General features: G+C 71.9%; 10 protein-coding genes. 7 read left to right on the top strand and 3 right to left on the bottom strand.

Annotation, left to right across the window (positions count from 1 at the left end):
- Window positions 1-10 precede the first annotated feature (10 nt).
- The 4 genes from ABT009_RS41080 (at window position 11) to ABT009_RS41065 (ending at window position 6,706) form a co-directional block, all read left to right on the top strand.
- Entirely contained in the window at window positions 11-2,470 is a 2,460-nt protein-coding gene (locus ABT009_RS41080; protein ID WP_351306713.1) for a tetratricopeptide repeat protein, read from the top strand.
- A 242-nt stretch (window positions 2,471-2,712) separates the two neighbouring features.
- A complete protein-coding gene (locus ABT009_RS41075; protein WP_351306711.1) occupies window positions 2,713-4,023 on the top strand; it encodes a vWA domain-containing protein in 1,311 nt (436 codons plus the stop codon).
- 38 nt (window positions 4,024-4,061) lie between these two features.
- Window positions 4,062-5,291, top strand: coding sequence for a GlnX family signal transduction membrane protein (locus ABT009_RS41070; RefSeq protein WP_351306709.1), 1,230 nt, complete (start codon window positions 4,062-4,064; stop codon window positions 5,289-5,291).
- A complete protein-coding gene (locus ABT009_RS41065) occupies window positions 5,288-6,706 on the top strand; it encodes an extracellular solute-binding protein (RefSeq protein WP_351306707.1) in 1,419 nt (472 codons plus the stop codon). Before ABT009_RS41070 ends, ABT009_RS41065 begins: the two co-directional genes overlap by 4 nt.
- 82 nt (window positions 6,707-6,788) lie before the next feature.
- Here ABT009_RS41065 and ABT009_RS41060 read toward each other — a convergent pair whose 3' ends face one another.
- Window positions 6,789-8,459 (bottom strand): DUF8823 domain-containing protein, encoded by a 1,671-nt coding sequence (locus ABT009_RS41060; protein WP_502990064.1) that lies wholly within the window; start codon window positions 8,457-8,459, stop codon window positions 6,789-6,791.
- A gap of 579 nt (window positions 8,460-9,038) precedes the next feature.
- Window positions 9,039-12,191 (bottom strand): D-alanyl-D-alanine carboxypeptidase, encoded by a 3,153-nt coding sequence (locus ABT009_RS41055; protein WP_351306704.1) that lies wholly within the window; start codon window positions 12,189-12,191, stop codon window positions 9,039-9,041.
- A gap of 193 nt (window positions 12,192-12,384) precedes the next feature.
- Here ABT009_RS41055 and ABT009_RS41050 point away from each other — a divergent pair, with 193 nt between their 5' ends.
- The 3 genes from ABT009_RS41050 (at window position 12,385) to ABT009_RS41040 (ending at window position 14,847) form a co-directional block, all read left to right on the top strand.
- Window positions 12,385-13,125 carry a GOLPH3/VPS74 family protein gene (locus ABT009_RS41050; protein WP_351306702.1) on the top strand — a complete coding sequence of 247 codons (741 nt, stop codon included), beginning with the start codon at window positions 12,385-12,387 and terminating at the stop codon, window positions 13,123-13,125.
- Between the two features lie 374 nt (window positions 13,126-13,499).
- Entirely contained in the window at window positions 13,500-14,357 is an 858-nt protein-coding gene (locus ABT009_RS41045) for a helix-turn-helix domain-containing protein (RefSeq protein WP_351306700.1), read from the top strand.
- 280 nt (window positions 14,358-14,637) lie between these two features.
- Window positions 14,638-14,847: a DUF397 domain-containing protein gene (locus tag ABT009_RS41040; RefSeq protein WP_351306698.1), complete on the top strand. Its 210-nt coding sequence runs from the start codon at window positions 14,638-14,640 to the stop codon at window positions 14,845-14,847.
- A gap of 137 nt (window positions 14,848-14,984) precedes the next feature.
- Here the strand turns inward: ABT009_RS41040 and ABT009_RS41035 are convergent, their stop codons facing one another.
- Entirely contained in the window at window positions 14,985-15,860 is an 876-nt protein-coding gene (locus tag ABT009_RS41035; protein ID WP_351306696.1) for a hypothetical protein, read from the bottom strand.
- Between the last annotated feature and the right edge of the window lie 86 nt (window positions 15,861-15,946).

The raw sequence follows: 15,946 nt of genomic DNA, 5'->3' as shown, positions 1-15,946 counted from the left end.
CACCGGGGTCATGGAGCCCTCAGCAGCCCTGGAACCCTCAGCCACCCTGGCGATGAGCTCCTCCGCCGTCCCGGCGCCCGACGCCCCGGAGCAGTCCGAGCCGTGGTACATCGTCGAGGCGGGCACCGGCTCCGGCGCCGGCCGTACCGCCGACGTCGAGCTCCCGGACGAGAGCCCGGATCCCACGCTGCTCCCGGAGATCAGGCCGCGGGACGGGGCGGCACCCCCGGGCACTCCGGGTACTCCGGGGCCGCCGGGGCCGCCGGGCATTCCGCGCACGCCGGAGGCCCAACGCTCGCCGGACGCCCCGGATGCCCCGGGCGCCGCGGACGCGCTGAGCGGGCAGCTGCTCGCCGACCAGTACCGGGTGGTCAGGCCGCTCGGCCACGGCGGCATGGGCGAGGTCCATCTGGCGCTCGACACCAAGGTCGACGACCGCGAGGTGGCCGTGAAGGTCCTGCGGCCGGTGCAGGCCGCGGTCGCGCGGGGCGCGCTGGCGAAGGAGCGGCAGGCGTTCGCCGACCTCAACCACGAGGGCATCATCCCGGTGTTCAACTACGGGCATCACGAGGGCGTCGGGGACTTCCTCGTCCTGCCGTACGTGGACGGGCTCAACCTCGAAGAGGTGCGTGCTCTGGCGAGCCGGGAGCCCGAGCGGTTCGGGGGCGCGCGGTTCCACGAGTTCGTCCTCGCGTACGGCGTCCGTGTGCTGTCCGCGCTCGAGCATCTGCACGCGCCCGAGCGCAGGAAGGTCTACGGCGATCTGAAGCCGCAGAACGTGATGCACGACGGCACCACCACGAAGCTCATCGACGTGGGAAGCATCCGGGGCGAGCGGGCGCCCGGCCTCACCACCACCGGTTATCGCGCGCCGACCGTGCACACCGCGACAGGGGCGTCCACCAGCCAGGACGACCTGTTCAGCCTCGGCGAGACGCTGCGCAGCGTGTGCGGGCTGGGTGAGTCGCGGCACGATCTCGCCGCGCTCGGCGCCCTGGACCGGCTCGCCTCGGCCGGCCCCGACGAGGTGACGGCCCGCGCCGCCCTCCACATGACCGCTTCCGCGCCGCAGGGCCTGGGGCTGGTCTCACTGGCCCGGGTGCTGCAGCGGGCCACGCGCGAGGAGCGGGCGGACCGGTTCGCGACGGCGCGGGAGATGGATGAGCAGCTCCGGGGTGTCTTCCGGGAGTTGCGGTCGCTGCGGACGGGGCTGGAGACGTTCGAGCCGTCACCGCTGTTCCTGCAGTCGCCCTACGCCCTCGAGGGCGCGCTCGGTGTCGCGCCGCGGCTGTCGCGGTGGGCGGCTCCGCCCGAGGACGACGGGCCGCGGGCGCCCCTGCACGCGGCGCCGTCCGCGGCGGATGTGTCCCAGCGGATGCCGGTGCCGCGGCCGGATCCGGACGACACGCGCCATGCCGAGCTCAGCCGTCTCTCCGACGCCGATCCGGCGGCGTTGCTGCAGCATACGAAGGGCTGGTCCGGCTCTGCCGAGGTGCATCTGCTGCGGTGCCGACTCGAGTTGAGGGTGGCGCTACGGGCGCCCGACGCTCCCGCCGCCGAGCGCCCGCCCGTCACGGAGCCCCATCTCGCCGATGCTGAAGGCGAGTTGCTGCGTGCCGTCGAGGCCATCGGTGCCGGGCGTGCCCGGCATGACTGGCGCGTCGACTGGCATCGCGGGCTGCTGGCGCTCGCGCGGGACCGGGTCGAGGATGCCCGGGACCACTTCGACCGGGTCTACGCGGCGATCCCCGGCGAGTACGCGCCGAAGCTCGCCCTCGGCTACTGCGCCGAGCGGCTGGGGCGCCGGCATGAGGCGCTGACGTTCCACGAGGCGGTGCGGTTGCGCAATCCGTCGCTGGGCGGCGCGGCGTTCGGTGTTGCGCGGGCCTGGCTGGCGCAGGGCGGGCCGCAGGCCGACGCGCACGCCGTGGAGGCGCTGGACGCCGTGCCGCAGCATTCGCGCCACCGCACGGCCGCTCGTACCGCCGCCGTGCGCATCGGCGTCAGTCAGGCGCAGGACGCCGGGCAGCTGGGCGCGGTGCTCCGGCGCCTCGCCAGGCTCTTCCACGAGCACGGGCTGACCGACGAGCAGGCCCGGGTGCGGATGAAGGCGGAGGTCTGGGAGGCCGCACAGGACCTGCTGGCGCGCGGCGCCATCGATGCCCGGCAGCTCGGTGCGCTCTCCGTCGCCCCGGACGCCGCACGGATCGGTTTCCCCGGCGACGAACGCCGGCTGCGCAAGGATCTGTCCCGGTTCTACCTGGGCCTCGCCCAGCAGGCGGCGCGCTCCGACGCACCGGACGGTGCGCGGCTCGCCGAGCGGCTGCTGGACCGGGCCTACCAAGTACGCCCGTTCGCCTACCGACACAACAGGGACAGCCCATGGTTGGGGAAGAGGATCAGCAACTGGCTGCGGGCCGCGGCGCTCACCTCGCCGAGGGTCCGGCCACCACGATCGGACTCGAGGTGAGCCAGGTCGTCGAATTACCGCGCCCCAGGCCGGTCGCGGGCCCCGGACGGGGACCCGCGGGTCCGACGCCGGGACCGGCCCTGGCCGGCCCGGACGGGACAGGCGCGGAAGGCGCGGAGGGCGCGCCAAGTGCCGGCCCGCCGCCCACGACTACGACACGCACGCCAGGGCCAGGGCCAGGCACGACACTCGCGTCAGGCCCAAGCGCGAAACGCGCGCCCAACGCGCAGGACACCCCCCGCATGTACGCGGTGATCACCGTCTCCGTACGCCGCCGCCCCCGCGCCGTGGCCCGGCCGGCGTCGGACGCCACGCCGCGGCTCGCCGAGGTGCTGCTCATCGATCACTCCTCCTCGATGGTCAACCCGCCGAGCAGGCTGGCCGCCGCCCGTGAGGCCGCGGCTGCCGCACTCGACCGGATGCCGGACGGCGCGCGCTTCGCGGTCGTCGCCGGACGGGACCGGGCCGGAATGATCTACCCGCAGCGGTTCGGGCTCGCTGTCGCGGACGCCCGTTCACGGGCCGACGCACGGATCGCCCTGCACGCGTGCACCCCGGGCGGCGGCACGGCGATGGGTACCTGGCTGGAGAGGGCGCGCCTGCTGTTCCGCGAGCTCCGGGATGTGCCCGCCCAGGACGCCTTCGTACGGCATGCGCTACTGCTCACCGACGGCCGGAACGAACCGGGATACGAGTCGCACGACGAGCTGCGCGAGCGGGTCGAGACCTGTGCGTCGGAGTTCACCTGCGACGCCGTCGGCATCGGGGACGCCTGGGACACCGACGAACTCCTGCTGATCACCCGCGAGCTGAGCGGCCGGGCCAGCGCCGTAGGGGATCTCGCGCGGCTCTCCGGGGAGTTCGCGGCGCTCACCGAGCGGGCCGCGGACCGCGACATCACCGGGCTGCGGCTGCGCCTGCACCACCGGGCCGACGTCACGCTGCACTCCTTCGAACAGGTGCATCCCACACGGGTCGCGCTGCGGCCGGTGTACGTGGACATGTCCGCGGTGGAGTCGGGGGCGGGCGGAGCGATCGAGGAGTACGCCACCGGGGCGTGGGGCGAGGAGACGCGCGACTATCTGCTCTGCGTCAGTGCTCCGTACCGCCCCGACCAGCTGGGCAAGGTGCTGTTCCTGACCGAGGTGGAGGTCGACGTGGCCGGGCCCGCGGGGGCGGACGTCGAACTCCCGGAACCCGCCGCCGTATTGATGCGCTGGTCGGACGAGGCGGACCTGTACAGCAGACTCGATCCGAGAGTCGCCCACTACCTCCACGAAGACGAGTTGCACCGTACGTTCGAGCAGGGCTGCACCGCACTCCGGGAGGGCGACACGGCGGCCGCTGAGGCCCACTTCGGCCGCTCCTGGACCCTGGCGACCCGCACCGGCGACACGGCCATGCAGGACCACCTCCGCAGACTCGTCGACGTACGACGCCGCGCTGAGGGCCCGGCTGTCCGGCTCCGCCCCGCCATCGAGCGGTTCGACATCGAGGCGGCCCGCATCCAGGCGAGCACAAGCGTCCTCCCGACTGCGGAGCGGGACCAGTGAGCGGTGGAACAGGACCGGTGAGCCGTGAAAGAGCACCGGTGAGCCAGCGGGTCTTACAAGGCGTCCGCGCAGTGGTTGCCGTCGGCGCCGAGATGGGCAGGCGCCTGTGGCGGTACGCATGGCCGGCACCCGCGGGCCGCAGCAACCGCGCCTACCTGCGGGATCGGTTGATCGCCCTTCCGCTGCTCTCCGTGATCGCCTTCGGCGCGTTCGGCTGGGCGTACGCCGACGTCCGCGGGGACTCCGCGTACCTCCGCGACCACATCGCGCCCGCGCTGGTGGATCTCGCCGAGGCCAGGGTGTCGCTGCAGATCGCGCAGGCGGAGGCCGGCAGGGCCCTGCTGGACGAGGACGGGGCGGTGGAGCTCAGCGGGCTCAGCGAGCGGTACCGGACACGGATGAAGCGGGCCACGCAGAGCCTGAGCCAGGTCGCGCAGCACGGCGCCCTCACCGTGTCCGAGCAGCAGAAGCTGGATGTGGTCTCTGGCCTGCTCGTGGACTACAGCGGCTGGATCAACCGCGCCCAGGCGGACGACGACCGCACACTGCGGGAGGCCGAACTCACGTACGCACAGAACATGCTGTGCGACACGAACCCGCGCAACGACACGGGCAGCGACACAGCGGGCAAAGACACGGAGAGCGGTACAGGCGGCGGCACGGGCGACGACACCACATACCCGGAGTGCCGGCGGTCGACCGGCTCCGCGGCGACCGCGACCACGATCGTGGACCGGATCTCGGCCCTGGAGCGGGGACTGCGCGGCCGGCTGGAGGCGCGCGCGGCATGGGGCGGGGGCGTACTGGCCGCCCTGGCCGTCGCGGCCGTCGCCTTCGTCCTGCTCGCCGTCGGGGTGGCCCGTACCGTCGTCTTCCTGCGCCACCGGTTCCGGATCAGGCTGAGCCTGCCGCTGCTGGTGGCCGCGCTGCCGCTGGCGGCGGTGCCGATGCTGGCGGCCGATGCCGTGCTCGCGTACCACGCACAGCAGCAGGTGGTGCCGAGCGCCGACGACCTCTCCGACCGAACGTCGCCGGACACCGAGGTGCTCGCCGAGGACCAGTGGGCCGGAAATCTCAGCCCGCATGCCATCGACGCGCTGGAGTCGTCGGTCGACGACGAGCTGGCCGCGGGCCGCCTCTCCTTCCTGGACGGCGTGGCGCCCTTCGTCATGCCCGTGGGGGTGGTCGGCGCGGCCGTCATCGGCGGCGCGCTGCACACGTACCGCCGCGAGTACCTCCTCATCGCCCGCCCGGGAGCGGCCTCGTGAACCGCCTCATGAACCACCTCACGAACCACCTCGTGAGCCGCCGCCCGCACCCCAGCCGTCACCCGCGCGCGCCCCGCCGTCCGCACCGGACCCGCCCGCGCCCCGTCCTCCGCCTGGCCCTGGCCTGCGCCCTGTTCGCCCTCGCCGCGCTCTCCGGCGGCTGCACGCAGGACGGCAGGGACACGCTCGTCGTCCTCGGCCCCTGGACGGGCCCGGAGGGCAAGGCGTTCGAAGCGATGCTGAAGAAGCTCGACGACGACACCGGGTACACGTACGCGTACGAGGGGACCAGCTCCCTGCGCGAGACCCTCGTCGCGCAGCTCGAGGCGGACGCCCCGCCCGACGTGGCGATCCTCAACAGCATCGGCGAACTGACCGAGTACGCACGCAGAGGCAGGCTCAAGCCCCTCGACAAGGCGGCCGAGCGCGCCTTCGCGCCCTGGGCGGGCGGGCTGCGGGTGAAGGGCCTTCTCCACACCTACTGGGTGCCGCTGAAGGTGGACCTCAAGAGCCTGGTGTGGAGCAAGAAAGGCTCGTCGGTCGGCACTTCCGGACCGAAGTGGTGCATAGGCCTCGCGTCCCAGGCCACGTCCGGCTGGCCGGGCACCGACTGGATCGAGGACATCCTCCTGCACCAGGCCGGCCCGACCACCTACACGGACTGGGCCACCGGGAGGCTGAGCTGGCAGAACAGCGCCGTGGAGCGGGCCTGGAGGACCTGGGCCGAGCTGCTCGGCCGCCGATCGCCGCACTCGGTCGAGGAGTCCCTCAAGACCTCCTTCGAGGGCACGGCCGACGAAAGCGGCGCCTCGCGCGGGCTGCTGAACTCGCTCGACTGCACACACGAGCACCAGGGCGCGTTCGTCCGCTACCTGTACGCCGGCGACGACGTCCGCGTCAAACCGTCGGCCGGCTTCCTGCAGGGCGACGACAAATTCAGGGACACGTACGAGGTGTCGGGCGACATGGCCGCCGTGTTCAGCGACAACCCCGACGCCCAGGAGCTGGTCGAGCGGCTTTCCGGCCCCAGAGCGCGCAGGCTGTGGCGGGACATGGCGAGCAAGGTGTCCCAGCCGGAACCGCAGCCGCTCTTCCCCGCCTCGGACGATCCGAAGCCGACCGACCCGATCGGCCGGAAGATCGCCGGCATCCTGACCGACCAGAAGAACACGCTCTGCTTCGACGCCTCCGACGTCATGCCGCCCTCGCTGCGTGACGCCTTCCACCGCGCCGTACTGGAGTACTTCCGCAACCCCACGGACCAGCGCCTCAAGGGTCTGCTCGAAAAGCTGGACTCGGTCCGTGAAGCGGCGACCGGCTCGTCCGACTCGTCCGACTCGTCGTCCGCGGGCGACGAGGGGCAGGAGACGACGACCCGCCCGCCCGAGGGCATCTGCGCGCCATCGGTGGGCTAGGAGGGCTCACCAGACGCGAGGGGTCGGCGGACGGGAAGGGTCGGCGGACGCGAGGAGGCGCACCCAAGCGGTCCGCGGACGCTCAGCGCAGCTCCTCCGGGCAGGGCGTCCCGCGAGGCAGCTGGTAGGGCGCGGCCAGCCGGTAGACGCCGGGGCGCGGGGCGAGGAGTTCGGTCCACTTGTCGCCGGCCGCGTCCTCCTCGGTCTCCATCAGACACCCGTACTCGTTCCGGAAGGTCTTCGGGGTGCCCTCCTCGCGCTGCTTGGACTCCTCCGTCTCCTTCGGCGGCTCGACGCTCTTGCCCTCGGCGTCGACGAGGCCGAGCCACGGCGAGTACGGGATGCGGATGAGCACCCGTCCCGCCTGCTTCACCTCGATGGTCAGCTCGCCCTGTTCGGCGCGGTCGACGGTGGCGTTGGGCTCGGCGAGCGGCGTGGGGTCCTTGACGGCGAACAGCCGCCAGTTGGCGTCGGCCCAGACCTCCTCGAGATAGGGCTGTCCGCGCAGCACGAGCTCGCGCTCCCGCTCGCCGCCGTGCCCGTCGGGCTCGTCCTTCGGAAGGACGACGTAGTGGACGGCCCAGCGCCTGAGCCAGTCGTTGTAGTTCGCGGAGTTCAGAGTGTCGTCGTAGAAGAGCGGGTTGCGCTCCATGTCGGCCTGCCGGTTCCAGCCGCGGGCGAGGTTCACGTACGGCGCGAGCGCGGACGCCTCGCGGTGCGAGCGGGCCGGGACGACCTCGACCCGGCCCTTCTCGGCGCCGACCACCTGCAGCTGGTTGACGAGCGGGGCGAGTTCCCGCGCCCAGGACGCGGCGGGCGTCGTGTGGACCACGTCGTCGACCGCCTTGAAGCCGATCCAGGCGACGGACCCCGCGAACGCGACGACGATCGCGTACCACTTGCGCGTACGCGGCTTGGCGAACGGCAGTGCGGCGAGCAGCACCGCCCCGGCGAACAGCATGGCGAGCCGGGTGATGTTGGAGCCGATCTGGGAGCTGATCAGCCAGGTGAGCAGCACGGCGAGGGCGTAGACGGCCGTGGTGAGGCGTACGGTCGTCCACTCCCTCGGTACGAGGAAGAAGACGAAGCCCGAGAACAGCAGCGGCAGCACGGCCGACCCGAACCCCATCGGCTGGGTACCCGAGAAGGGGAACAGCCAGGCGCACAGGCCGACCACGGCGGCCGGTGCGAGCCCCAGCGCGTAGGCGCCAGGCCGTCGCTTCTGCAGGAACAGCGCGACGGCGACGAGCCCCACGAAGAGCCCGGCGACGGGCGACGACGCGGTCGCGAGACCGGCGAGCGGGGCGGCGACGGCGGCCTTCGCCCAGCGCTTGTACCGCCAGCGGTAGGGCCAGCAGAACACGGCGGCCACCGCCGCGAGCCCGAACATCGTGCCCAGGCCGTATGTCACGCGGCCCGACGCCGCGTTGCAGAGCAGCGCGAAGACCCCGCCGGCCGCGGCCCACAGCGGCCGCCGCACGGCACGGCTGCGGAGCAGTATGAGCGTGACCAGCCCGGCGGAGACCGTTCCGGCGATCATCATCGTCGTCCGCACACCGAGCACGGACATCAGATACGGCGACACGACGCTGTACGACACGGGGTGCATGCCGCCGTACCAGGCGAGGTTGTACGCGGAGTCGGGGTTCTGCCCGACGAACTCGGCCCAGGCGTCCTGGGCCGCGAGGTCGCCCCCGCTGTTCGCGAAGGCGAAGAACCACACGATGTGCAGGACGGCCGCGATGGCGGTCACGCAGGTCACCGGGTGGCGGAGCAACGGCAGCAGCGCGGGCAGGCCAGGACGTCCGCTGTCACCGGAGGGGGTGTGGGGCGATCGGGGTGATTGCGGTGGGGACGCTTGAAGCGGGGATGATCGAGGCGATTGGGGTGGGGGCGCTTCAGACGGGGACGGCTGGGTCAATTGGTGCATCTGGTCGGTTGCGGCGGTGCGCTGCTCGCACCGCTGTGCGGGCAGCGTTATTCGCGCACCTTTTCCGTCATCCGGCTCGGCGTCGTCGGCCCGCGTCGGCTCCGCAGTGGCCACTCAAGACACTCCCCGTACGTGTGTAGTCCTCGTCCGGGGGCCCGGGGTCCGTCCGCCCCGGGCACGCCCCGGCACCCGCCCCGATCCCCGCGACGCTAGCACGGGGGTCGCCGCGCGGCGCCCTGACGGTTCGGCCCGGGGACGGTCCCGGGTCATCTCACGGACAGTTCGCCGTCACCCCGGGGACACCGCCCCGGGGGTGAACGGCGGGCAACCGGACGGGCTGCGGGCGCAGCCCGGCCGGGTTCAGCCGAATGGCCCGCGGGGCCAGCCGAATGGCCCGTGGGGTCAGCCCACCCGGGTCAGCCTGGCGCCGAAGGCGGGCTCCTTGAGCTCGTCCTGGAGCGCGATGGGGACCTCGACGGCGGTGCCCGAGCCGTCGCCGACGCTCAGCACGCCGACCTTGGTGCCGGGCTTCGCCGTGTGCGGGATCGTGGTGCCGTCGTCGCCGAGCTTCAGCCGCACGGTGAGCCCGGCCCAGCCGACCGCGGACACGTCCTGCGTGACGACCACCGGCGTCTGCCCGCCGAGACCGTCGTCCACGTATCCGACGACATCGCCCTTCTTCAGGATCGTCTGCCCCTTCAGGGCCGTCTGGGCCGCGAGCATCGCCGTCTTGCTGACCGCGTTGACGGTGTCGATGATCGGCGGCGTGTGCTGACCGAGCACCGCGCCGACGACGGTCACCGTCTCCCCGCCGACCTCCTTGGTGGCGGCGAAGAGGAGGTTGCCGCCGGCCTTGGTGGTCGAGCCGGTCTTGATGCCGATCGCGTTGTCGTACGGCACCAGGCGGTTGTAGTTCTGCCAGACCTTGCCCGAAGGGTCCTTCCAGGTGGGCAGCTTGGTGATGTCCGTCAGCGCCTTGATCTTCACCAGCTCGTTGCCGAGCTTCACCTGGTCCTCGGCTGTGGAGACGGTGGTCTCCTTCAGCCCCGAGGGGTCGGTGTACGTGGTGTTGGTCATCCCGAGCTTCTTGGCGGCGGCGTTCATCTTCTTGACGAACGCCTCCTCCGAACCGGCGTCCCAACGGGCCAGCAGCCGCGCGATGTTGTTCGCGGACGGAATCATGATGGCCGCGAGGGCGTCCTTCTCGGAGAGCTTGTCGCCCTCCTTGACGGTGTTGAGCGTCGACTCGCCGTCGGCGTCGTAGCCGCCCTCCTTCTCGGCCAGCGCGTCGACCGTGATCGACGGGCCGTTCGCGCCGGACTTGAACGGGTGCTCCTGCAGCACGACGTACGCGGTCATGGCCTTGGCCACGGAGCCGATCGGTACGGACTTCTGCTCACCGAAACGGTCCATGGTGCCGAGGCCCGTGACGTCCATCCAGCCCTGGCCCTCCTGGGGCCACGGCAGCGTCACCTTGCCGCCGTCGAAGGCGTACTCCGAGTCGGCGGTCAGCGTGAGCGTCGGCGTCGGCAGCGGGCGCACGGCCTGCACGACTGCGAACACGATCGCGAGCAGCACCACCAGCGGCGTCCAGATCTTGACCCGCCGCACGGCGGTACGCAGCGGGGTCTCCGGGGGCGGAGGCGTGTTCGTCAGCTCGGCCAGCAGGTCGAGCGGCGGCATCGGCGGCAAGGGCTGCTGCGCGGTCCGCTCGGGACCGGCGTTCCCGGGGACGGCGGGCGCCGGGGCGGCGGGCATCGCGGACCCCGCGGGGGCGGCTGCGCCCGGCTTCTTGGGCGCGGCGGGCTCGTCGTCGAGCGGCTTGAGCGCCACGAACTTGCTGGTCCGCTCGGCATCGGGCTCGTCCTTGCGACGCCCGGCGCCGGGAGCCGCCTCCCCGCTCCCGGACGCGCCGGGACCACCGCTCTTACCGCCGACCGGGGCACCCTGCGCCCCATCGGCCTGCTTCTCGTCGGGGCCCGACTCCCCCGCACGATCGTCAGCCGCCTTCTCGCCTGGCTTCCGGCCACCGATCTTCAGCATGGCCGTCGGCTGATCGACGGCAGGCCGGACGGCCCGGAACACGGCGGTGGCCTGATCGACACCGGAACCGGAGTCACCACGGTCGCCGGTGTCGGCGTCGGCGTCGGCGTCGGCGTCGGCGGTGGCGGTGGCGGTGGCGGTGGCGGTGGCGGTGGCGTCGGAAGGAGTTCCGGGGCGGGACGGGGCGTCAGCCGCGGAGTCGGAGTCGGTTTCGACGCGCGCCTCGGCATCGGCACCGGAGCCGCCGTCAGCTCGTGAGCCGGCGTCAGCGGCGGGGCCAGAGCTGGAGCCGGAGTCGGGCCCGGAAGACGAACGCGAGCCGGCGCCATCGGCACCGCCCGGCTCGTCGTGCGCCGAGTCCGGCTCCGCACCCGCGCGGGGCCGGGGCTCGGCGGCCTGTGCCGCTGTTGCAGGCGACGCATCCGCGTCCGCCCGCAGCCCAGGCCCGGCCGCGACCGAAGGCTCGGATCCCGCAGGCTCAGCCCCCGACATGGACGTGGCCCCTGAACGGGACTTCGGCTCGGCTTCGGCATCCCGACGCGTGTCTGCGCTTTGCGCGGACTCGTCCGCGGCTGGTTCCGCAGGCCCGGCCTCCACACCCGACTCCTGCGGCTCTTCGTCGGCGTCGGCCGCGTGGCCCGCGCCGGTGGCCGTACCCGCCGCCCTATTCGCGGACTCGCGCTCGTCGGCGGCCTGCGCCGCGCGCTGGAACCGGCCGCCGGCTTCGGCTTCGGCTTCGGCTTCGGCTTCGGCTTCGGCTTCGGCTTCGGCTTCGGCTTCGGCTTCGGCTTCGGCTTCGGACGACGAAACCGCCTCCTGAGCCTCACCCGAGCTCGAGCCAGAACCCGAGTCCGACTCCGACACCGACCCCGAGCCGGCGTCAGAGCCCGAGCCTTCGGCGCCCGCACCCGCGCCCGCGCCTCCACGAGCATCCGAGTCCACGTCCGCGTCCCTCGCGTCGCCATCGCCAGTCGGCGGAACGACATCTCCCGACGCCAGGCCGTCGGCGTCCGCCGCGTCGTCCGCCGTCGCCGCCTCAGCCACGGCGGAACCACTGGCCGTTCCGGCGGAGTCCTCGGCCGCCTCGGCCGCCTCGGTCGCCTCCGTCGCCTCCTTGGCGTCAGCGCCCGTCACCCACGCAGCGACGGCCGCGCGCAGCCGGGCGTCACCGGCGGCCTCGGCAGCGGCAGTGCCGCTCTCCCCGTCGGAGCCCGCCCCGGCAGGGCCCTCCGACCCGGCCGGCACAACCGTGTCGGTGTCGGTCGTCGTCCTCGTGTTCGAAGAAGCCGTCGCGTCCGCGCTCTCCGTCGCAGACGACGCCTCCCCGCGTGTCCGCGTCGTGAAGACCGCCGTCGGCTGGTCGACGCGGATGGAGACCTCGCGGGCGACCGCGAGCCGGGGGTCGATACCGCCCGAGGACGGCGCCGGAACCGGCGCCGCGGCCGGATCCCCCGACGACTTCTGCTGCTCCGACATGTCGGGGGACTCGCCCGCCACCGATGCCTCCTTCATACGCCCAGCACCCAACCGCTCAGTGTGCCGAACCCGCTGTCCGAACCATGTACCAGTGTCCTGTGTGAGGGCTTGGCCCTGCTGCTAGACGAGAACGACATACCTACCGGTTCCCTTACGAACCGGTCACGCACCCTCGACAGACCGTTGTGAGAGGGGTCACCCTGTCATTCATCCACGCGGGGAGGCATGGATGGGCAGGAGCCGCAGAACTATTCCGGAGGAGCTACTGCTTCTCGCTCTGGACCCGGCCACGGGTACCACAGCGCAGCCGCAGTCGCTCGACCTCGGTCTGGCCGGAGCACAGCTAGTGGAGCTGGCGCTGGCCGGACGTATAGCCCCAGACGGGGATCGTATCGCCGTGGTGGTACCACGGCCGACAGGAGATCCGACATTGGACTCCGCACTGGAGCTGCTGCGCAGGCGCGGCGCTCCAGTCCGGGCCGTCCACTGGATCGGCGGGCCCCGCCTGGGGCTGCGCCAGACGTATCTCTCGCATCTCGAGCGGTGCGGCATGGTGCATGCCGTGCCGGGACAGATGTGCGGGGTACTGCCGACCACTCGCTACCAGGCGACGGAGACGGCAATCAGCCGGGAGATCAAGGCCCGACTGGACTCGGCGATCCGTACCGGCGTGCCGCCGGACCCACGGACCGCGGCGCTCGCCGCGCTGGCCCACGCGGTCGGACTCGGCAAGCACCTCTACCCGGGGAACGAGGGCCGCTCGTCGCGCTCCCGCCTCCGGGACCTGATCAGGCACGACCCGATGGGCGGCCTCGTGGCGCACGCCGTGATGGACGTCCAGAACGGTGTGGGTGCGCAGCCCCGCCGAGGTGCGGCCCCCGGCGGCCGCCAGGGCGGCAGGGCGGCGGAGCCCGGCAGGGTTCCGATGCAGACGCACCATGGATCCATGGCACGCGCCGTGGCCCACTGAGCAGCACCGCCCGCACCACCGCGGCACAGCAACCGCCGCAGCTCGGCAACACCGCATCACCGCACCACTCGCACCAGCGCCGCACCGCAGTCCCCAGACCCGGTTCGGGAGCCGCTGGGCCGCGCGGGGCAGTGACGCCCGGGGAGACGACCCTCGGCGCACCGCCCCGCGCGGCCGCGTTCAAGGCCCCGTCAAGGGCCGCATCACCGGCCCCGGGGCTCTCACAGGGCCGACGCGCGTACCGCCGACCCGTACAACTGACGCGTATGCGCCGCATATCCGCCGTTTCCCAGCGGTAGGAAGCACGTTGGTGGCAATCTGCTGAGCACCAGATACGCAAAGTTGACAGGCCCGCAGCCGGAGGTGCACGTCCCGTGGCGTCCAATGTCAATCCCACCGTCAGGCGACGCCGACTGGGCCAGGAGCTGCGCCGGCTCCGAGAACAGAAGGGCATGACCGCCGAGGAGGTGGCGGAGAGGCTGCTCGTCTCACAGTCGAAGATCAGCCGCCTCGAGAACGGCCGCCGCTCCATCAGCCAGCGCGACGTCCGTGACCTGTGCGGTGTGTACGAGGTCGAGGACCACCGCATAGTCGACTCGCTGATGCAGATGGCCAAGGACTCCCGCCAGCAGGGCTGGTGGCACTCCTTCGGCGACATCCCCTACAGCGTCTACATCGGCCTGGAGACGGACGCGGCGTCCCTGCGCGTGTACGACCCGCAGGTCGTGCCCGGCCTGCTCCAGACCCGGCCGTACGCGGAGGCGCTGATCGCCGGCGCGCTGCCGGAGACCGCGCCCACCGACATCGACAAGCGCGTTCAGGTGCGGATGCGCCGTCAGGAGCGGATCTCCTCGCCCAGCAATCCGCTGCGGCTGTGGACCGTGCTGGACGAGGCGGCACTGCGCCGCGTCGTCGGCAGCCGCAACGTGATGCGCGACCAGCTCGAGCACCTCGTGGAGCAGTCCCAACTGCCGCATGTCACTGTCCAGGTGATCCCGTTCGACATGGGCGCCCACCCGGGCCTGAACGGCCAGTACGCGATCCTCGAGTTCCCCGACGCGGCCGACTCGAGCGTGGTCTACATCGAGGGCGTCACCAGCGACCTCTACCTGGAGAAGGCGAACGACGTCCACAAGTACAGCGTCATGTACGAGCACTTGCGGGCGCAGGCGCTGAACGTGGAGCAGTCGCGGCACTTCATCGCGGACATCGCCAAGGACTACGCCCGCTGACGAAAAAGCCGTAAGAGCCGCGAAGGGGACATGGATCCGCCCGAATCGGGAAGGTGCCGCACAGTACACCTTCGCCACATCAGGGCGGAAGCCTCCAGTGGAATATGCCATCCGGTCGAGTGAATGGCAGCTTCGGCCCCGGATGTTGGCGGGTAGCGTCGATCACGCCATCGTGCAAGAACGTTGGCGCACACCGCACAGTCCAGAGGGCGTTGGTCATCGACCAGCATCCGCACGGCACTGCGGGAGCAACTCGACAACTGGGTAAACCGGAGCAAACATGGCAATTCAGCAGGGCGCAACGGGTACGTGGGTCAAGTCCTCGTACTCCACGGGAAACGGCGCATGCATCGAGGTCAAGTCCCCGGTTCTGCACGCGATCGCCGTGCGGGACTCGAAGGTTCCCGAAGGCCCCGCCCTGGGCTTCGCGCCTGACTCCTGGAACACGTTCGTGTCCGAGGTGAGCCGGGGAGCCTTCGACCTCGGGTGATGCAGCGCTCACACCAGGCCATAACCGACAACTGCACAGCACCACCCGACAGCCCTCTCGACTGGCCCGCCGTCCCGGCCGAGGGGGCCTCCCCTTTTTTAGAGCTCGGTTCGCCTCCGGGAAGACAGCGCACCCAATCAACGCAAGTTGTCCACGTACCGATCCGTCCCCGGCACCGTAGGAACGAACGGCGCCACCAACTCCACCCGGCCCAGCCCCGACTCCGCCACCTCCGCATCCAGCCCCCCGAAGCGCTCCTCCCAGCACTCCCTCGGGTCCGTCTCCAGGAACCACAGCAGTGTCAGCCGCGTGTCGACGCCCTCGACCTGCTTCACATACGTCATCCGGTCGCCGGGCAGCGGGGTCGGGCGGAACACCGTGACCATCGCGGCCGGTGAGCCTGCCAGCCGGTTCGGCAGGTGCCGCGACCGCAGCCACTCCAGCAACTCGGCCCGCCGCCCGGGCCCTTCCGTGTCGATGACCTCGACGACCAGCCCGGCATACGGATGGTCGAGCGCATGGAAGTCGCGCGGGCCGGCCGCCCCGTCCCGGTAGACCGTCGCCTCGTGGTCCTGGAACGCCGTGAAGACGTGCGTGCGCTCCCGGTAGACCCGGCCGTCCCTGTTCAGCCGCTTGTTGATGCCGACGGTCCACTTCATGTGCTCGTCGTAGCGGCCCTCGGTGACCCAGTACACCGAGATGTAGCAGCCCGCGGTCACCGGCTCGGCGACCACCGACTTCTCCGGGTAGCGCAACAGCTGCAGATCACGCGTGGCGACCCAGCGGCGTCCGGCGTACATCCAGGGCATCGCCATCGCACCCGCGTAGAAGTGGTCGTCCTCGTACCAGCGGTTGTAGGCGTACTCGTGGCCCGGATGCGGCTCCACCATGGTGATCAGGGCGTGGCCGGGGTGCACGCCGTACGGCCCTACGGCGGCCAGCTCCGCGTACACGTCGCTGCGGGTGCCCGCGGTCGCCTCCGCGGCGGCCCCTGCGGCTGATTCCTCGTTCATGGCTGTCCCCTTCCTTCCTCCGCCGGGCGGCCCTAACCTGACCCCCGCCCACTCTGACGCTCCGTCAGAAAATCCACCAGACCCCG

This window comes from Streptomyces sp. NPDC002896 (assembly GCF_040295225.1).
Classification (GTDB): domain Bacteria; phylum Actinomycetota; class Actinomycetes; order Streptomycetales; family Streptomycetaceae; genus Streptomyces.
Note: the sequence above shows the minus strand (reverse complement) of the source record. Positions and strands in the feature narration are given on the sequence as shown.